Here is an 18,499-nt window from a genome sequence, read left to right as displayed (position 1 = left end):
ACCGTGGACAGACCGGTGGGGCCCGTGTTGCGCATGTGCGACGAGGTCGAGTCCGTGATCAGTGCCATCCGGGACGACAACCCGGAATCCGACATCGAGGTGATCGACCGCGGCTCCTACGTCCGCGTCCAGGCCCCGGGCCGGGTGCGGGTGACCGAGGCGTCGCTGCAGCGCCACCTCGGCCCGTCGTTCGAGCTGCGCTCGCTGGAGACGATGTTGTCCTCTTTCGCCGGGCGGATCAGCACGACGAGCGACGAGATCTCCTGGGAATGGACGACCAGGCGCGAGGGGGCCACCCGATGAGCGACAACACCGCGCCGCGGCGGCGGCGCACCTGGAGCGCGTTCGGCGACGTCCGGAGGCTGCCCAGCGAGTACGAGGTGATGACGCACGAGACGAACTGGACGCTGCGGGCGGGCCGTGCGTCGGCGTTCGAGCAGAACCCGTCGTCGGCGGCGAACCTGTGGTTCCTCACCTACCGGGAGAACTCGCCGCTGAAGGCGGAGGACTGGAACGGCTTCCGCGATCCCGACCAGCTGACCTACCGCGCCTACGTCGCCCACCAGAACGACGAGGAGACGAAGGTCGAGGGCCTGCTCGCCCAGTTCGCCGAGATCGGGGCCGACGCCGCGCACACCGACGGGTGGCTGCGCGTGCTCGGGACGGTGTTCACCCCGGCCCGCTACCCCCTGCACGGGGCGCAGCAGGTGCAGGCCTACATCGGGCACATCGCCCCGTCGTCCTACATCACCAACGCGGCCGCGTTCACCGCCGCGGACCTGCTGCGCCGGGTCACCCGCGTCGCCTACCGGACCCGTGAGCTCGAGCTCGCCCGGCCGGGGTGCGGCATCGGGACGGCCGAACGCGCTCTGTGGGAGGACGACCCGGCCTGGCAGGGCGCCCGTAAGGCGATCGAGACCGCGCTGATCGCCTACGACTGGGCCGAGGCGTTCACCGCGATGAACCTCGTGCTGCTGCCCACGCTGGACGACGTGCTGCTGACCCAGTTCGGCCGGTTGGCCAAGGCCAACTCCGACGACCTGAGCTGGCTGCTGTCCGGCCTGCTGGGTGCCGACTCCAAGCGGCGTGACCGGTGGAGCGCGGCACTGGCGGCGTTCGCGGTCGCCGACCGGCCCGGAAACGCCGACGTGCTCACCAAGTGGATCGACAAGTGGGCGTCGCGGGCGGACGAGGCCGCGGCCGGGCTCGCCGGACTGCTGGCCTCGGCGCCGGTGGACCCGCCGTCCGTCGAGGACGTCGTGGCCTCGGCGCGGGCGGCCCGGGCCGCGTTGTACGAGCAGGCGGGCATCGTGCCCACCGGCCTGGCGGCGAGCGGCTGACGATGAGTGCAGCGGTGACGAACACGGCGTCCTGGGTCCCGGTGCTGCGGCTCGACGAGCTCTGGGAGGGTGAGATGACCGCCGTCACGGTCAACGGGGTCAGCGTGCTGCTGGTCAACGTGGACGGGGGCGTGCGGGCCTACCGCAACCGCTGCCCGCACCAGGAGTGGGCGCTGGATGAGGGCGATTTCGACGGTGAGGTCATCGTCTGCTCCCGGCATCTGTGGGAGTTCGACGCGCGCAGCGGCGCCGGTCGCAACCCGGCGACCTGCTCGCTGGCGGGTTACCCGTGCCGGGTCGACGAGAACGGCATGATCCAGGTCGACCTGGGCTCGCCGTGACCCGGCGCCGGTTCGTCATCGTCGGGGGCGGGGTGGCCGGGGCGTCGGCCGCCTCGACCCTGCGCCGGGAGGGGTTCGACGGGGAGGTCCTGCTCGTCGGCGACGAGCCGCACCTTCCCTACGAACGGCCTCCGCTGTCGAAGGAGTGGCTGGCCGGAACGGCTCCCTCGCCCGCCGTGTACCCCGAGCAGTGGTACGCCGACAACGCCGTGGAACCGCTCACCGGGACCAGGGTGGCGGGGCTCGACGTGACCGCACGCCGGATCACGCTCGGTGACGGTCGTACGGTGGGATACGACGCGGTGCTGATCGCGACCGGCGGGCAGGCGCGCCGGATCCCCGGGCTCAGCGACGTCGACGCGGAACGGGTGCACCACCTGCGCACCCGTGCCGACTCCGATGCGTTGCGGGCCCGGCTGCGCCCGGGCCGGCGCCTCGTCGTCCTGGGCGGTGGGTTCGTCGGCTGCGAGGTCGCGGCCACCGCCCGCACGCTGGGCGTCGAGGTGACGATCCTGGAGATGGCGGCGGCGCCGCTGGAGCGGGCGCTGGGCACTGAGCTGGGGGGAGTGTTCGCCCGGATCCACCGCGCCGCGGGCGTCGAGCTGCGCTGCGGGGAGCGGGTGGAGTCGGTGGCCCGCAACGGCGACGGGCTGGTCGTGCACACCGACCGCGGCACGCTGGAGTGCTCGACCCTGCTCGTCGCGGCCGGTCTGGTCCGCGACACCGAGGTGTGGGCCGCGGCCGGGGTGCCGTGCGCCGACGGAGTGCTCGTCGACGCCGGCTGCCGCACGGACCTGCCCGGGGTGTTCGCCGCCGGCGACGTGGCCGCGCACGAGCATCCGCGGTACGGGCGGCTGCGGGTCGAACACCACGACAGCGCCGTGCGGCAGGGCGCCGTCGCCGCCCGGAACATGCTGGGTGCCGGGGTCGTGTTCGACGATCCGCACTGGTTCTGGTCCGACCAGTACGAGCACACGCTGCAGAGCTACGGCGGTGTCGGTGAGAGTGGGCTGGACGCGGTCGTGGTCCGGGGCCGGCCGGACGAGGCATCGTTCGTCCGGTTCGGACTGCGCGGGGGCCGGGTGGTGTCGGTGCTCGGGCTGGACCGCGGGCCCGAGGTGATGGCCGGACGGCGGCTGGTGCAGTCCGGGGTCCCGGTGGCGGCCGACCAGTTGCGCGACGAGTCGGTGGAGCTGCGCCGGCTCGTCCGCAGGCCCGCCCGGGCATGAGGGGGGAGCGACGGTGGAGATCTCCTACGCACCGGGACTGGTGGTCGCCGAGGCGCCGCAGGCCCGGATCGACCAGGCGGCGGCCCGGCGGGCGCTGGACCGGGTGATCGGACTGCCCGCCAACGAGGCGTTGGCGCTACTGATCCATCCGGGGTCCGGTACCTGCGAGCCGGTGGCCCGGGTGCTGCAGGGCGCGGTGTCCGCGGCCCGGCGCGACCTCGGGGTCGCCGCCGCGACCTGCGCGGTCTACGGCGGCGAGATCGCCGACGGCGAGCCGGTGACCCGGGTGCGCCGGCAGGCGCACGGGCTGGCCAGTTGGATCACGACGCAGACCACCCGGATCCGGGTCGAGCTGCGGGTGCCGGTGCTGCGGCTGGTGACCGGGACGACGAGCGAACCGGACGATCAGGGAGGGGCACGATGGGCCCGGTAGCCGGCACGAGACCCGCCATCGCCGACGTCGAGGAGGCGTTGCGCGAGGTGATCGATCCCGACCTGGGGGTGAACGTCGTCGACCTCGGCTTCGTCCGCGAGATCGACCTGGCCGCCGACCCGGCGGTCCTCACGATGACGCTGACCTCACCGGCGTGCCCGCTGACCGGCGTCATGGAGGACCAGATGCGCACCGCGCTGGCCGACCTGCTGCCCGCCTACGAGGTCCGCTGGGTCTTCCTCCCGGCCTGGACCCCGGCCCGCATCACCGACGACGGGCGCGACCAACTCCGCGCCATCGGTTTCACCTTCTGACTGCACGGCCTGGGAGCCGTAACGCTCCCAGGCCCTGCGCCCAGGGTGCGTTGTGGGGAGATGACGCGGTCAGGGATCGAGGGTGAGGAGGAGGGCGGCCAGCTCTTGCGGGCGGTTCTCCGCGACCAGGTGGCTGGTGGCGATCTCGTGGTAGTTCCAGGCCGGGGAGGTCCGGGCGTGCTGCGCCGGGGCCTCGAACGCGGCGCCGTCCGGGTCGGCGGTGGCCCGGATGTAGGTCAGCCGCAGCGGAAGGTCCTCGAGTGGCTTGGCCAGCCGCACCGGTTCGGTGAACGTCCGGATCGGCTGCGCGGTACGCCGCGGGCGGGAGAACGCCGCCTGCTCGGGGTTGTCGTACTCGCGCTCCAGCGGCGGGATCAGCCATGGAGCCCCGAGCTCGGTCCCGGCAGGCGAGCCGCCGCCGCGCAGCGTGCTGACGCTGTCGCCGTCGCCGGGGACGAACGCGTCGAGGTAGACGAGGTCGCGCACCCGGTCGCCGATGTGCTCGAGCGCCCCGGTGACGACCATGCCGCCGTAGGAGAACCCGAGCAGCACGATGTCGTCGAGGTCCTCGTAGCGGATGGTGTTGACGACGTCGAGGATGTGCGTCGACAGGCTCACCTGCGGGCTGGTCAGGTGCGAGCGTTCGCCGATCCCGGTCAGGCTCGGGGTGAAGACCTCGTGGCCCGCGGCGCGCAGCAGCGGCCGGAGCTTGCGGAAGCCGTAGGAGCCACCCCACGCGCCGTGCACCAGGACGTAGGTCGACATCAGCGTCTCCTCCTCGCGATCGGTTCGAGTGTCGATGATGCGCGAACGATGCCAGGCTCTGCACCCATGAGCGACGAGCAATGGTTCTACTGCCTCAAGCACCACGCCGTGGAGCCCCGCGAGGGCTGCCGGGCCGACGACCGGCTGGGCCCCTACCCCGACAAGGAGACCGCCGCCCGGGCCCTGGAGATCGCCCGGGAGCGCACCGAGGCCGCCGACCGCTACGACCAGGAATGGGACGAGACCGACTGATCCGAATGCCATCGGGGTGGCTTTGCTGACGTCCAGTGCCGGCGAGGCCACCCCGATGCGTGTCGGAGTGGGGCGGGACCCGGAGGCTGTCGGGGGCGTGTCCTAATGTGCCTCCCGGCGATCGACGCGTGCCGATCGCCGGGGGCGGCAGTACGCGGTCGAGGGTGATGACGGGTTCGGTTCCGGGGGCGACGCCCGGTGGTGGCGTGGTCTCGCCCGCCGCGGATGCGACGGCGCGCGCCCGCTGGCGGTCGCTGGTGCTCACCGACCCGGTCGCCCGGCTGGTCCGCAACGCCGCACACGCCGGCATCGACGACGAGGTCTACGACCTGCGCCAGCTCGCGCTGGCCGCGGTCGATCTCGTCGTCGGGTCGATGGGGTTCGCGCGGGAGGCGACCCTCGACGAGGTCGTCGACGCGCTGGCCGGGATCGCCGCGCGGATGCGCCCGGCCGAGGAGCACGCGAGCGAGTGGCGCGACGTCGCCCGGGCCGTGATGAAGGGCCTGCTCAACGACGCGCACGAGCAGCGCCGCTTCACCTACCACTTCGCCGAGATGTCCCACGGCGGGCAAGCCCGTTTCGAGCCCTACAGCTTCCGGCTGCTGTCGCTGCGCGACTGCGAGTACGGGCCGGTGCTGGTCGCGAGCGACCAGGCGGTGACGCTGTTCCTGCACGGCCTCGACGTCGACCTCGAGGACGCCGACCGGGCGCTCGCCCACGTGCTGCAGCGCCAGCTCGACGACCAGCGCTTCGACGCCGCGGTCCGCACCGCCGCGCAGGCCGAGCGCACGAGCGTCGGCATGTCCGCCACGCTGACCGAACTGCTCGACACCACCCGGCGCGACGTGGGGGCGCACGACTGGCTGGTCGACGTCCCCGAGCGGCTCGTCCGGGCCCGCCGGCACGTGGAGAGCCGGATCGCCGAGGACGACCGGTTCCTCGAACACGTGCAGGCCGGCCTGGACGCCGAGGCCTCGCCCGACGTGCGCGTCGCGTCCGGTCGGATCGTCGACCTGCTCGGCCGGGCCAAGCAGATCCACCTCGACCTGGAGCGGCGGCTGGTCGGGGCCCGGGAGGTGTTCCTGGCCGCACAGGTCCGGCAGCGGCTCGCCCGGCGCCGGCGGCTGCGGATGATGGCGCTGGGCGACCAGCTGCTCACGCCGGTGCTCGGTCTGGACCGGGAGGCCGCGGGCGCCGTCGTGGCGGAGTTCGCCGACCGGGCCCTGGGGGTGAGAGTCGCGCGCCTGGTGCGGTTCGACGACCTGGTCGACGCCTTGTGGGCGTCGCCGCGGGTCCGGGAGGCGCCGGAACCCGAGGCCGAGGACCTCGGCCTGGACGCCGCAGACGACGAGGCCGAGGACGTCCAGCGCTACCCGTCCGCGGTCGTGGCGGCGGCCCGCGCCGTCCTGGACACCGCCGAGTGCGCCCCGGTGCGGCTGTCGGAGCTGCTCGACGCTCTCGAACGGGGTGCCGGCGGCGGCGACCTCGACGCCGCCGAGGTCGCCGAACTGGTGCTGCTCTCCGCGTTGTGGGCCTTCGCCCCCGACGTCGGGGACGACGAGCCCGCAGAGGCGCCCGGTGAGCTCGACGTGCTCGCCGCCGGGCTGGTGGCCGAGGACGACGGAACACCGCTGCGCCACCGGCTCGCGGCCGGGCGTGACCTGCTGATCAGCCGCCGGCCCCGGGCCGGGATGGACGTGGCCGCCCTCGACGGCGAGCTCGAGGGGAGCCTGGCATGACGAGTGTGGCGGCGGATCTCACCGACGTCCGCGCGGCCGCGGAGCTGGTCGCCTTCGGCCTGACCCGCCGGTCGCGCCCGGTCGAGGGCAGCGAGTACCGGACGCTGCTCGATCGCTACCGCACCGAGCTGCGGTTCCGCGACGTCGTCGACACCATGGCGGAGGGACTGGGCCTGGCCGTTCTCGGCACGCCGCGGTCGGGCATCGTGCTCGCTCCGGAGCCCTCCGGCCCGTTCGCCACCAAGCTCGGTGATCTGCGGGCGATGGACGCGGGCGAGAAACTCGTCTTCGGCCTGGTGCTGCTGGGGATCGCCGCGTACGCCTACCCGAACGAGGTGGACTTCGACGACCCGGAGACCAAGCTGGTCGACGTCGTCAAGATCGACGACTTCATCCGGGCCGCGATCGGTGCGCTCGCGGCGCAGGCGGGCGGCTCTGCCGCCGAGGGCAGCCCCGAGGAGCGCGCCCGCGCCGCCGCCGAGGTCTACGCCGACCTGCCGCAGCTGATCACCACCCAGACCGGGCGGCGTGGCCGGGGCTGCACCCTGCGGGCCGTCGAGGAGGTGTGCGGCTGGCTGGTCGAGCAGGGGGCGGCCCGGGAGGCACCCACCCTCGGCCCGGACACCTATCACCTGACCGACCGCTTCCGGCTGCTCGTCGCCGACAGCGCCGGCAACGCAGCGCTCGACGTGCTGCGCGAGGTCCGCCGGGAGGCCGCGTCATGAGCACCGGCACGGTGATGTGGAAGATGCGCCGGGTCCGCCTCGACCGCATCGGGCCGGCGGCGGCCCGGTTCCTCGACGTCACCCTCGACTTCACCGACGACGCGGGCTACCCGCTCGACACGATCCTGTGGCTGCGCAACGGCGGCGGGAAGTCGACGGTGCTGTCGCTGATCTGCGCGCTGATCCGGCCGCACCGCCGCGACTTCCTCGCCACCGCCGCCACCGGCAAGCACCTCGAGGACTACGTGCTCGGCGCCGACACCGCGCACGTCGTCGTCGAGTGGTCCGGGCCGAGCGGGCGCCGGCTGGTCACCGGGGCGGTGTACGAGTGGGCCGACCGGACCCAGCCGGCCGACCCGAACCGCGACCACGACCGGCTGGGCGCGCGCTGGTACGTGTTCAGCCCCGCCGAGGGACGCGCCGAACTCGATCTGCTGCCGTTCACCACGGACGGGCGGCCGACGCCGATGCGCGAGTTCGTCGCGGCAGTCCGGGCCTGGGACGCGATCCCCGGCTGCGGCGTCGCGGTCACCGACGGCCAGGACCGGTGGAGCCGGCTGCTCGACGACCACGGACTCGACCCGGCGATCTTCACCGCGATCCTGCAGATGAACGCCACCGAGGGCGGTATCGAGGGACAGTTCCAGTTCTCGGGCGCCGACAAGTTCGTCCGCTACCTGCTGGAGCTGATCGTCGACCCGGAGGTCTCGGGTCAGGTCTCGGCGATCCTCGAGCGGGTCCGTTCCGGGCTGGCCGAGCGCCCGGAGCTACTGGCCGACCTCACGTTCGCCGACGAGGCCGCGCCGCTGCTGCGCGAGCTGGCGCAGGCCCGCGGCGAGCACACCCGCGCCGCCGAGGCCGCGGCCGTGCAGGAACGGGCCGCGGCGGCGCTGGCCACCGAGCTCACCGCGGCGGCCGAGCAGGCCGAGCAGGACGTGCGAACCTCCGGCGAGGTCGTGGAGGCGCAGACCGCGCGAGCGGCGCAGGAGGCGGCGGCCGCCGCGGCGGCGACCACCCGGGAGACCGGGTTGCGCCGGCTCGCCGCGCAGTACCGGCTGGCTGCGGCCCGCGCGGAGGGCGACCGGCTGCGCGCCGAACAGGAGCGGGCGGGCGCCCGGCTCGCGGCGTGGAACGCCGTCCCGGCGCTGCAGGCGCTGCGGGCGGCCCGGCACCGGGTGGCGTCGCTGGAGGAGCAACTCACCGCGGTCACCGCCGAGGCCGAACCGCTGCGCCGGCGGCGCGACGAGACGGCGGTGACCTACGCGGTCGCGCTCGACGCCGCCATCGCCGAGGCCGACGAGCGGATCGCGCGGCTCGTGGCGGACGCCGAGGCGGAGCGGGCCGGGGAAGACGCCGCGCGGACGCGCTGGCAGCAGGCGTCCCAGGAGCGCGGTCGGCTCTCCGGCAGCCTGACGACGCTCACCGGGACGCTCTCGGACCTCGACACCGACATCGCCACCGCCGCCGCCGCGGGCCACCTCGCGGCGGGGGAGGACATCGAGGCGGCGATCGAGCGCCACGAGGCCACCGACCAGGAGGCCGCCGACGCCCTCGACGAGCTGCGCGCCGACCGCGCGCGGCTGCAGGAGCGCCGCAGCGAGCTGGCGGCGGCCGCGGACGAGCTCGACGCCGAGCGCCGCACCGTCGAGCAGCGCCGCCGCGACGACCTCGTCCGGCTGCGCGGCCTGACCGAACGCATCGACGAGCTGGCCGGCGACGAGCGGCTGCGCGCGCTCGCCGGCGGCGCGGACATCGACCCGGTCGCCGAGGCCGGCGACCTGGTGGAGGCCCTGACCGTGGCGATCGCGCGGGCCGAGCGGCAGCGCATCGAGCTCGCGGTCGACGGTGCGGAGGACGAGCGGTCGCTCGCGGCGCTGGCCACGACCGGCCTGCTGCCGGGGACCCTCGACCTGGTCCGGGCGCACGACGCTCTGGAGCGGGCCGGGATCCCGGCGGCCACCGGCTGGAGCTACCTCGCCCACGCCGTGCCACCGGACCGGCACGCCGCGGTCCTGCAGGCCGCGCCCGCGCTGGCCGCCGGGCTGCTGATCTACGACCCCCAGGACCTGCCCGCGGCCCGGCGGGTGCTGACCGACGCGGCGCTGCGGCCCACGTCGGCGGTGGTCCTCGCGACCACCGCCGACCTCGACCGCGTGGTCACGGCGGCGGGTGTGGACGGGGAGACGCCGTTCCTCGTGCCGCCCGCGCCCGCGCTCACCGACAGGACCGCGGCGGGTGCGGAGATCACCGCCCGGGAGCGGGCCCGCGCCGGTCGCGCCGCCACGGACGCCGAGTTGGCCGGCGCCCACGACCAGGACGCCGACCGCAGGCGCCGGCTGCAGCAGCTGCGGGCCGACTGCCCGCCGGGCACCGTGGAGGCCCTGACCGCGTCGATCGCGACCACCGACCAGCAGCTCACCGAGCTCGCCGGCGAGCTCGCCCGGGTGGCCGCCGAGCATGCGGCGCTGGCCGACCGGGAGACCGCCCTGGAGGTGCGCCGCACGGAGCTGGAGGGCAGCAGGCGGGCGGCCGCGGCGGCTCAGGGGGTGCTGTCGGGTCTGCTCATCCGGGCCCGCAACGCCGCGCCGCAGCGGACCCTGGCCGCGGCGTTGCCCGGGCAGATCGCCGACTGCGCCGCCGCGATGGACCGGGAGGCCGGGGCGGAGGCCGAGCACCGGCGGCGGGCCGAGGCCGCAGTGGAGCAGACCGCCGCACTGCGGCGCACGGTGGCCGCGCAGCGTCACGAACGGGCGGCACTGCCCGCTGCGGCGCCCGGTCACGCGTCCGGGGTCCTGCCGCTGGCCGCCGCGAGGCGGGCATGGGAGACCGCCGACCAGGCCTACCGGCGGGAGGTCTCGGAGTCGGCCCTCGCGGTGTCGCTGGAGGAGGCGAAACGGGCCGTCGAGGGTCCCAGCGCGCAGGTCGAGGGGCTGTCGGCACCGGTGCGAGAGGCGGCCGGGGCGCTGCTCGACACCCCCGACGCCGCCGACCCCGAGACCCGGGCACTGGCCACGGCGCGCGCGGAGGCGGAGGCATCCCGGCTCGCCGAGGCCATCGGCGAGGCGACTGCCGAGACCCGGGAGGCGCGCCGGGAGCTCGACCGCCACCCGGCCGGTACGGACGACGACGCGGAGCCCGAGGCGGCGCCGCCGGCGACCCGCGAGGAGGCCCTGCTCGCCGCCGAGGGGGCCGAGCAGACGCACCGGGAGCACCTGGCACGGCGCGACGAGGCCGAGCACGCCGCGCGGACGGCCCGGGAGCGCCAGGCCGCGGCCCGGGAGCGTGCCACCGGGATGCGTCACCTGGTCGAGCTGCTGGGTGTCCCGGCGGACGACACCTCCGGCACGGCGGGAGACCCCCGCACGGTCGACGAGGCACACGAGGCCGTCGCGGGGATGAAGGCCCGGCTCGACGCGGCCTCCGCCGAGACCCGCCGGCACGCCCGGGCAGTCGACGAGATCGCCCGGCGGATCGTGCTGTGGGCCGCCGCCGACCGCTTCGCCGGGGTCAAGCCCGAGGTGCGCGACCGGTTCCGGATCACCGACGTCGCCGCCGAGCTCGGCCCCGTCGCCGACTCGCTCGCCGCCGACCTCGACGTGTTCGCCGCCAATCTGCGCGAGCGGCTCGCCGAGCTCGACGAGCACAAGGCCGTCGTCGTCACGGCCATGACCGGGATGGTGCGGCAGGCGCTGAAGTCACTGGCGCGGGCGCAGGCGCTCTCCGAGCTGCCCGACACGCTCGGTGACTGGGCGGGCCAGCGGTTCCTGGAGGTCGGGCCCCGGGCGAGCGTCGAGACGGCCGACGCGGTCGTCCGCGACCGTTGCTCCCGGCTCGTCGACGCGCTCACCGCGCGTGGCGTCGAGGTCCCCCGCGGCCAGGAGCTGCTGTGGCAGGCCACCAGCGCGGTCGTCGGCGACGGCAACTGGAAGGCCCGGGTGCTCAAGCCGTCGACCACGTTCGCCCTGGAGCGGGTATCGGTGGAGCGCATGCGCAAGTGGTCGGGCGGGGAGAAGGTGACCATCTCGCTGCTGCTGTTCTGCATGGTTGCCAAGTTGCGCGCCACCAGCCGCGGCCGCGACCTGCCCGGCTTCGGCGCGCTGCCGCTGGACAACCCGCTGGGCAAGGCCAACTACGTGGTCTTCCTGAACCTGCAGCGCAAGGTGGCTGCGGCCAACGGCGTCCAGCTCATCTTCCTGACCGGCGTCGGTGACATGAAGGCGGTCGGCCGCTTCCCCAACATCATCCGGCTGCGCAACACCGCCAACCGCAATCGCGAGTACGTGCGGGTGGCCGACCGCACGCTCGCCGGCGACGACCCGGCGGGCGTCGTCGACATCACGCGGGTGTGGCGCGACGACCCGGTGCTGACCCTGCTGTGAGCGCCTCGGAGTCCGGGCTCTCGCCCTTGGCGCAGCGGCTCGCCGCGGTGGTCGCGACATCGAGGCGGGCCCGGGTGGCGCTGATCGTCGAGAACTTCGCGACCTCTGCGAATGCGCACCTCGCGGCCGACGGCGTCGGTTGGTCGGGCACGCCCTGACCGGCAGCGGGCAGCCGCACCTGGGCCGACCCTCGACACGCCACCCGCCGGGCCGGTCAGACGTGGCCGATGAGCGGCGCTCCGTCGCGCACCGACGACGGGCCGGCAACGGGTTGCAGCGGCAGCAACGCCCGCTCGTAGGCGGTCACGACGGCGGTGCGGCGGGTGCTGACCCCGAGCTTCGCGTAGATCGCCCGAACATGCGACTTCACCGTGTTGATGGAGATGGCGAGGTCGTCGGCGATCTCGTCGAGGGACAGCAGCGAGGGCAGCAGCGACAGGACGGTGAGCTCCCGCTCGCTGAGCAGCGTGGCGCGCGCGGGGGCCTCGGCGGGCCAGCGCGCAGCGACGGCCCGCGCGGCCAACGGCTCGGCCGTGCCGAAGCTGCCCAGCGTGTGCACCAGCAGCTCCCTGACCTGCGGGCCGGCGAGGGTGAACGGGCGCAGGGCGTCGAGCGCCTCGGCGTGATGCAGCGCGGCGTCCAGCGCGCGCCGGGCCGCCGGGCGGTCGTCCCCGGCGAGGGCCAGCCGGCACTCGAGCAGCCGCGCCTCGACCATCGTCGGCGAGGCCAGCGGACGGACGGTTCCGGCGAGCAGCGGCGCAAGCCGTTCCCGCGCGGCCGGCAGCCGGCCCTCCGCGGTGTCGGCCCAGGACCGCATGAGCACCAGCTCGCCGGCGACGTCGAGTCGCTCGGTCAGCCAGCTGAGCACGGTGGAGGCGGCCGCCGCATGGTGCAGCAGCAGCGCGGCGCGGTGTTCCAGCAGCGCCGCCGCGGCCACCTGCTCGGCCGGCACGAACAGCGCACCGAGCTCCAGGCGGGCCTGCTGCATCGCGCTCAGCCCGGCCGCGGGCTCGCCGAGGTCGAACCGGGCCGCTGCGTGCAGCACGCCGAGCACGTGGGCCAGCGACGGATGCACCGGACCGGCGAACCGCAGCCCCAGCGTGGCGTGATGGCGGGCGAGTTCGGGTTCGGCCCGCAGCAGCGCCGCGTCGGCCAGCATCGCATGTGCGGTGCGCGACCACGCCGACCCCTGCCAGCCGCAGGCTCCGGCGAGGACCGCCGCGTCCTCGCTCTCGGCGACCATCGCCCGGGGATTCCCCCCGAGCCCGGCGGCCACGCCGGCCAGCGTCGCGCACTGCATCTCGAGGTAGCGGTAATCGTGCTGGCGCGCGATCCGCATGGTCGCCGCGAGCTCGGCGGGGACGCTGCCGCGATCGACGAACCAGAGCAGCCGGGAACGCGCCCGGGTCACCCGGGCCAGCGCGTCGACGGCGGTGTCGGCAGGGGCCACCCCGTCCAGCCGGCGTGCCGCCCGGCGGGCCCGGTCGGGCTCGCCGGTCGCCACGGCCACCCCGAACTCGGCGGCGTCGCGCAGCACGGCGAGCTCGGTCGACCCGCTGTCCGGCAGGCCGGCTCCCACGGTCGCGAGCTCGCGTTGCGCTGCGGCCGGGTCACCGTCCTCGAGGTACAGCAGGGCAGAGGCCAGGGCCGGCCACGGGTCGTTGCGGTGCGGCCCCGAGTCGAGCCGGTCGAGGGCTCGCCGCAGCGCGCGGTGATCGCCGGTGAGCAGCAGCGGGACGGCGAGCCGCTGCAGCAGGCCCTGCAGCCCGGCCCGGTCGTCGGCCCGGACGGCGTGCTCGATGGCCTGGAGCGGCCGTTGCCGGTCGGCCCACCAGCCGGCCGCCCGCATGTGCAGCCCGGCCACCAGACCCGGACGTTGCCGCTCCAGGTGCGCCTGCAGGTACGACCGCAGCAGGGGGCGTGTCCGGAACTCCTCGACCGCCTGCGGCCGCTGCAGGACCAGTGACGTCCGGTGCACGAGGTCGTCGAGGAGCTCGGGTGCGTCCTCGCGGTCGGTCAGCTCCGCGGCCAGACCGGGCGGCACCGCGCTGCAGATGCTGGTGAGGCGCAGCAGCTCCTGGTGCTCGTCCCGCAGCCCGGCGAGCACCTCGCCCTCCAGGTACTCGGCCAGCGGGTGGTGGTCGGCGGCGAAAGAGGTGAGGAAGGCGTCGATGTCGGCGGTGTCCCGCAGGGAGATCGCGGCCAGCCGGAGCCCGGCGGCCCACCCGTCGCAGATCTCGTGGAGCGTTCTGATCTGCTGCGGCCCCAGCGCCAGCCCGCTGGCCGCGACGAGTCCCGCGGTCTCGGTGCGGGAGAACTGCAGTTGGTCCGCGCGCAGCTCGGAGAGCCGGTCCTCGAGCCGCAGCCGGGACAGGCCCAGCGGCGGGTCCACCCGGCCGGAGAGGACGAGATGCACGCCGGGCGGACGGCTCCGCAGCAGCGTGCGCAGGGCCCGCAGCGCCTCGGGATCGCGGATCTCCTCGACGTTGTCCAGGACCAGCCGCAGACCCCGGGGGAGCGCCTCGACGGCGCTGATCAGTTCGTCGACGGTGTCCGGCGGCTCGCCTGGCAGCACGCCCAGCAAGCCCGACCACAGCCGCGCGGGGTCGTTGTCCTCCTCGTCGAGCCGCAGCCACGCGGTGCGAACGCGCCCGCACCGCGCCCAGTCGGCCAGGGCGGTCGTCTTCCCGAACCCCGGCGGCGCGCTGACCAATGTGATCGCCGTGCCGGCGGCTCCGTCGAGCAGCGCACGGACCCGGGGTCTGCCGACGAAACCCACCGGGGGCTCCGGTATCGCCATCTTCGATGGTGACAGGTGCACCATGCTGTCAACCTCCGGGTCCCACCACCATCACCGGCGAAGCATGAGGCGATCGACGCTAGCCGCGGCCGCTGCGGACCAAGCAGAGACTTTGGTCCTGGGATGGGGTGCGCCGCGGCCCGGATCGACCGCGCCGCGGCGCACGGAGATGTGGTGGCCCGTTGGGCCATGTCAGTAGGCCCGCTGGGTGCCCAGCAGGTGCCGGTACTCCTCGGGCAACTGCACCCTGACATCGAAGAACTCGTCGCCGACGTCCTCGCGCAGCGTCGCGAACACCGCCGGGATCGCCCGGGCGGCGCGTTCGATGGGCAGCCCGGAGCGCTCGGCCACCCGCAGCCCGAATTCCTGCACCGTCATCCGGGGGTTCTGATGCTCCTTGCCGCGATGCAGCGCCTCGTGCAGCGCCAGCGGCAGGTTGGCGGCGAGGTCGTCGGCGTCGCCGGGCGCGACGCGCTCCGCGAGGGTCTCCAGCACCGCCTCGCTGACCCGCCGGGCCTCGTCGGTGCCGATCCCCCCGGCGCGCCGGGACACCCGTTCGAGGAACCGATCCAACGGGTCGATCACCGAACGGCCGGACAGCAGCGGTCCGTAGTCCTGGGGAAGCTGCGCCTGAACGTGGGCGAAGACGTCCGGGCCGATCGCCTGCGGCAGGATCGCGAACACGGCCGCGGCGTCCCGCTCGGCGCTCTCCGGGTCGCTGCCCTCCCGCTCGGCCACCCGCCGGACGAACTCCTCGGCGCTGAAGGCCCGCGGGCCGGTGTCGGTGTAGAGGTAGGGCTGCAACTCCGGCGGCAGCCGCTCCATGACGTCGGCGGCCTCCGTCTTGGACAGGTGCTCGGCCAGCGTGGTGAGGACGGCTTGCACGGCCCGCTCGGTGCCTCCCCGGTCGCGCTTCGTCATCTGCTGGACGAGCGTGATGAACTGTTCGTAGTCCATCCCCGGTTCCTCTCTGCGGCGTCGCCGCCGCTCATCGGGCCGTGATCCAGTCCCAGACGCGTCGCAGCCTGGCCTCCAGCGGGCTCTCCGCCGGAATGCTGCCGTCCACGGCCACCCGTGGCCGGGACGGCTCCCGAGGTTCGTGCAGGTCGTCGCGCCGTACCGCGAGCAGCACACCCCGTTCGTACAGCCCGGCGATCTGGTCGGCGTCGGCGTAGCGGTGGTTCCCGGGCAGCGGCTCGGTGTGCACGATGACGCCCTCGAAGATGTCCATCGGGACGTCGGCAAGCACGTGGTCGACCACCCCGATGCGCTGCCCGTCCCGGTCGTACACCGCAGTTCCCTCGGCGAGCGCGAGGTAGGCGATGGGCCGCCCGAGATCGTGAGCGGTGACGGGGTCCACCACTGGCTACCCCGTGGTCTCGACGAGCTGGGCGAACTCCTTGCCCAGCTGGCCCATCACGTCGTGCCATTCCTTACCGGTCACGGTGTCGCGGATCGTGGCGAGCACCGCGACGATCCCGGCCGCCGCCTTCTCCTCGTCGACCTCCGCGCGTTCGGCCACCCGGCGGCGGAACTCGGCCACGCCGAAGCTCTCCGCGTGTTCCGAGGTCGGCAGCAGGTCTTCGCGGAACGACCGCGGCAGCTGGTTGGCCAGATCCTCGGCCTCGCCCCCGGTCAGCCGCTCGGAGAGCGTCCGCATCGTCGCGTGGGCGATGGCCTCGGCCTCGATGCGCGACAACCCGGCGCGCTCGGCGACCTTCTGGATGAAGCTCTCGTGGGACATCGGCTACTCCCCGGTGTGCTGTGCGGATCACCCTCGTCGTGTCGCGGGCCGCGGGCACCGACCTGGCCCGGCCAACTCGGTGCCGCCGGCTCGGCACCACAGGACAGGGCGACCCACGCGATCACCTGCCGCGGGTGAGGTTCGGCGGCGCCCGGCGTCGCACGATCGACGCGTCCGGGTTGTCCTTGTTCGGTACCTGCTGCCGTCGACTCGCCCGGACGGGAGAAGGGGAGTGGGAACGATGTCCGAGACGAGTCATGCCGCCGCGACGGGAGCGGACCAGGTCCGGTCGGGCGCGCCGCCGCGAACGACGGTCACCGAGCCGTCCGCCTGGGTGGGTTGGGCCGTCTTCGCGGCGGTCCTCATGATCCTCATGGGGGTGTTCCACGCGATCGCCGGTCTCGTGGCGCTCTTCAACCAGACCTACTACGTGGTTCCCGCAGCGAACATGGTGGTGACCGTCAGCTACACCGGGTGGGGCTGGGTGCACCTGATCGGCGGCATCGTCATCTTCCTGGCGGGGGTGGCGCTGCTGGCGGGGCAGACCTGGGCCCGCGTCGTGGCGATCGTCCTCGCCGGGCTCAGTGCGATCGTGAACGTCGCGTTTCTCACGGCGTGGCCGGTGTGGTCGGTGATCGTCATCGCACTCGACGTCATGGTCATCTACGCGCTCACCGTGCACGGCAAGGAACTGAAGGCCGAGGCCTACTGAGGCCTGCTGAGGTGACCGGCCCGGCCGCCGCCGGCGGGCTGCTCGCCGTGCGGGCCGCCGCCCGCTGCGGCGGCGGAAGAGGAGTCCGGATGCGGCGGCCTGCGGTCGGAGCGTCGGCGTGATGCGGGTCGGGGTCCGCATCACGCAGACCCGTAAGCGGATCGACGAGTCGCGGGTGGGGCACGTCCAGCGCCGGTTCACCGAGCTCGACCTGGTCAACCAGGCGACCATCCTGGCCGCGCTCGCGTTCATGCTGCTCATCCCGGTGCTGGTGACCGTGGCCGCGCTGCTGCCGCTGGGCACCGCGGACGGGGTACCGGCGGCCGCCGGCCGTCGCTTCGGCCTGACCGACGCGGCGACCGCCGACCTGCGGCAGCTGTTCCCCACCCGGGCGACCGTGCGCGGGGCGTCGACCGCGTTCGGCACCGCCCTCACCCTGCTCTCGGCCTACGCGTGGCCCACCGCGCTGCAGAAGGCCTACGAGATCGCGTGGAACGTCCCCGCCAAGGGCTGGAAAGCGCTGTGGCGCCCGCTGGTGTGGCTGGTCGTGTTCGTCGCCATCGGCGCGCTGCTGCTCGAGGTCGGCCCGCTGATCAACGTCCCGGAGCCGGGCCGGTCGGCGCTGCAGTTGCTGATCTGGGCTCCGCTGCTGTTCGTGTGGACGTGGTGGACCCAGCACTTCCTGCTCGCCGGTCGAGTGGGGTGGCGGCTGCTGCTGCCCGGGGCCGTCGCGATGACGATCGGACTGCTGGCCCTGCGGCTGGGCGCGACACTGTTCCTGTCCTCGACGATCACCTACCACTACCGCGAGTACGGCCCGCTCGGCATCGTGTTCATGCTGCTGTCCTGGTTCATCGCGTTCAGCGTGGTGATGCTGGGGGGCGCGGTCGTCGGTGTCGCCCTGCGTGAACACCGGCTGCGCCGGGCCGCTGCCGAGCGGGCGGCCCCGATCGACTCCACCGGTGAGGTCAGCCAGCCACCCTGACGGCGTGGAAGTTCCCCACGGCCGTGGGCACCGACAACGCCCCGCAGGTCCTGGAGGCCTTCGGCGGCACCGACGCGGAGTTGCTGCACACGAACCTGTCCGCGGAACAGGAGAAGAAGCTGCGCGAGGCATTCGCCGAGACCGAGGACCGAGGTCACCCGCCGCGCCCGACCGGGCCGTCGTCGGGCCGGTCGGCGTCGCGACGGCTGCGGCCGAGCCGCACCGCGCCCAGCACTGCTCGCAACAGCACTCCGATGACGAGCAGGTTGGTCACCATCTGCACCGTCACGACCACGCGGGCGACCGGGGTCACCGGCGCGATGTCGCCGAACCCCACCGTGGAGAACACGGTCATCGTGAAGTACAGCGCGTCGGTGCGGCCGACGGGCTGGGTGAACGACAGCGGCTGGCTGTCGGCGAGCATGTAGTAGAAGGCGGCGAACAGCAGCAGGTACAGGGGGACGGCGGCCGCGAGCGTCTCGATGGCCCGCATGGCGGGATAGGGGGAGCGCACGATCGACCGGACCTGCCAGGTCGCGAACACGGTGATCGCGACGAGGCCCCCCAGGAGCTGGAGCAGGGTGACCGGAGTGGCTCTGCGGGTGAGCGGGACCAGGTAGTAGACGGTGATCAGCGCAGCTACCGTGAGCGTGGAGCGCAGCAGCGCCCAGGCCACGGCACGCCTGTTGGGGCCGGTGGCGGTTTGGTCGTCTCCGGTCATGGCGGTCATGCTGGGCGCGG

At 74.2% G+C, this 18,499-nt stretch carries 19 protein-coding genes; 13 read left to right on the top strand and 6 right to left on the bottom strand.

What is annotated here, in order from left to right:
* Positions 1-3: 3 nt before the first annotated feature.
* The 6 genes from HF526_RS06695 to HF526_RS06670 are packed head-to-tail and all read left to right on the top strand — an operon-like array spanning position 4 to position 3,657.
* Entirely contained in the window at positions 4-303 is a 300-nt protein-coding gene (locus HF526_RS06695) for an MmoB/DmpM family protein (protein WP_169380390.1), read from the top strand.
* Positions 300-1,340 carry a ferritin family protein gene (locus HF526_RS06690; protein WP_169380389.1) on the top strand — a complete coding sequence of 347 codons (1,041 nt, stop codon included), beginning with the start codon at positions 300-302 and terminating at the stop codon, positions 1,338-1,340. Before HF526_RS06695 ends, HF526_RS06690 begins: the two co-directional genes overlap by 4 nt.
* Before the next feature lie 14 nt (positions 1,341-1,354).
* Positions 1,355-1,681 carry a Rieske (2Fe-2S) protein gene (locus tag HF526_RS06685; RefSeq protein WP_338051336.1) on the top strand — a complete coding sequence of 109 codons (327 nt, stop codon included), beginning with the start codon at positions 1,355-1,357 and terminating at the stop codon, positions 1,679-1,681.
* Positions 1,678-2,910, top strand: a complete 1,233-nt coding sequence (locus HF526_RS06680) for an FAD-dependent oxidoreductase (protein ID WP_169380387.1) — start codon at positions 1,678-1,680, stop codon at positions 2,908-2,910. The genes HF526_RS06685 and HF526_RS06680 overlap by 4 nt, the downstream gene beginning before the upstream one ends.
* Before the next feature lie 13 nt (positions 2,911-2,923).
* A complete protein-coding gene (locus HF526_RS06675; RefSeq protein ID WP_169380386.1) occupies positions 2,924-3,343 on the top strand; it encodes an uL22 family ribosomal protein in 420 nt (139 codons plus the stop codon).
* Positions 3,331-3,657 (top strand): metal-sulfur cluster assembly factor, encoded by a 327-nt coding sequence (locus HF526_RS06670; RefSeq protein WP_169380385.1) that lies wholly within the window; start codon positions 3,331-3,333, stop codon positions 3,655-3,657. The genes HF526_RS06675 and HF526_RS06670 overlap by 13 nt, the downstream gene beginning before the upstream one ends.
* Before the next feature lie 69 nt (positions 3,658-3,726).
* Here the strand turns inward: HF526_RS06670 and HF526_RS06665 are convergent, their stop codons facing one another.
* Positions 3,727-4,422, bottom strand: a complete 696-nt coding sequence (locus HF526_RS06665; RefSeq protein WP_169380384.1) for an alpha/beta fold hydrolase — start codon at positions 4,420-4,422, stop codon at positions 3,727-3,729.
* Positions 4,423-4,488: 66 nt separating this feature from the next.
* Here HF526_RS06665 and HF526_RS06660 point away from each other — a divergent pair, with 66 nt between their 5' ends.
* The 5 genes from HF526_RS06660 (at position 4,489) to HF526_RS06640 (ending at position 11,675) form a co-directional block, all read left to right on the top strand.
* Complete coding sequence (locus HF526_RS06660) at positions 4,489-4,674, top strand: hypothetical protein (protein WP_169380383.1); 186 nt, start codon at positions 4,489-4,491, stop codon at positions 4,672-4,674.
* A gap of 167 nt (positions 4,675-4,841) precedes the next feature.
* On the top strand, positions 4,842-6,413 hold the full coding sequence (locus tag HF526_RS06655) for a hypothetical protein (protein ID WP_169380382.1): 1,572 nt from the start codon (positions 4,842-4,844) through the stop codon (positions 6,411-6,413).
* Positions 6,410-7,138, top strand: coding sequence for a hypothetical protein (locus HF526_RS06650; protein ID WP_169380381.1), 729 nt, complete (start codon positions 6,410-6,412; stop codon positions 7,136-7,138). The genes HF526_RS06655 and HF526_RS06650 overlap by 4 nt, the downstream gene beginning before the upstream one ends.
* A complete protein-coding gene (locus tag HF526_RS06645; RefSeq protein ID WP_169380380.1) occupies positions 7,135-11,517 on the top strand; it encodes a coiled-coil domain-containing protein in 4,383 nt (1,460 codons plus the stop codon). Before HF526_RS06650 ends, HF526_RS06645 begins: the two co-directional genes overlap by 4 nt.
* Positions 11,514-11,675 carry a hypothetical protein gene (locus tag HF526_RS06640; protein WP_169380379.1) on the top strand — a complete coding sequence of 54 codons (162 nt, stop codon included), beginning with the start codon at positions 11,514-11,516 and terminating at the stop codon, positions 11,673-11,675. The genes HF526_RS06645 and HF526_RS06640 overlap by 4 nt, the downstream gene beginning before the upstream one ends.
* A gap of 56 nt (positions 11,676-11,731) precedes the next feature.
* Here HF526_RS06640 and HF526_RS06635 read toward each other — a convergent pair whose 3' ends face one another.
* From HF526_RS06635 to HF526_RS06620, 4 genes are all read right to left on the bottom strand, one after another.
* On the bottom strand, positions 11,732-14,317 hold the full coding sequence (locus HF526_RS06635; protein ID WP_169380378.1) for a winged helix-turn-helix domain-containing protein: 2,586 nt from the start codon (positions 14,315-14,317) through the stop codon (positions 11,732-11,734).
* 192 nt (positions 14,318-14,509) lie between these two features.
* Positions 14,510-15,274, bottom strand: coding sequence for a DUF2267 domain-containing protein (locus tag HF526_RS06630; protein ID WP_169380377.1), 765 nt, complete (start codon positions 15,272-15,274; stop codon positions 14,510-14,512).
* A gap of 31 nt (positions 15,275-15,305) precedes the next feature.
* Positions 15,306-15,677, bottom strand: coding sequence for a PRC-barrel domain containing protein (locus HF526_RS06625; protein ID WP_169380376.1), 372 nt, complete (start codon positions 15,675-15,677; stop codon positions 15,306-15,308).
* A gap of 6 nt (positions 15,678-15,683) precedes the next feature.
* Positions 15,684-16,061 carry a DUF2267 domain-containing protein gene (locus HF526_RS06620; protein WP_169380375.1) on the bottom strand — a complete coding sequence of 126 codons (378 nt, stop codon included), beginning with the start codon at positions 16,059-16,061 and terminating at the stop codon, positions 15,684-15,686.
* 241 nt (positions 16,062-16,302) lie between these two features.
* Between HF526_RS06620 and HF526_RS06615 the strand changes: the two genes are divergently transcribed.
* Together HF526_RS06615 and HF526_RS06610 are read left to right on the top strand one after the other, a co-directional pair.
* Entirely contained in the window at positions 16,303-16,773 is a 471-nt protein-coding gene (locus tag HF526_RS06615; RefSeq protein WP_169380374.1) for a DUF7144 family membrane protein, read from the top strand.
* A 121-nt stretch (positions 16,774-16,894) separates the two neighbouring features.
* Positions 16,895-17,758, top strand: a complete 864-nt coding sequence (locus tag HF526_RS06610) for a YhjD/YihY/BrkB family envelope integrity protein (protein WP_169380373.1) — start codon at positions 16,895-16,897, stop codon at positions 17,756-17,758.
* Positions 17,759-17,912: 154 nt separating this feature from the next.
* On the opposite strand, the gene HF526_RS06605 is transcribed toward HF526_RS06610, so the two are convergent.
* Positions 17,913-18,479, bottom strand: coding sequence for a potassium channel family protein (locus HF526_RS06605; RefSeq protein ID WP_211176845.1), 567 nt, complete (start codon positions 18,477-18,479; stop codon positions 17,913-17,915).
* Between the last annotated feature and the right edge of the window lie 20 nt (positions 18,480-18,499).

Source organism: Pseudonocardia acidicola (genome assembly GCF_012911935.1).
GTDB lineage: Bacteria > Actinomycetota > Actinomycetes > Mycobacteriales > Pseudonocardiaceae > Pseudonocardia > Pseudonocardia acidicola.
Note: the sequence above shows the minus strand (reverse complement) of the source record. Positions and strands in the feature narration are given on the sequence as shown.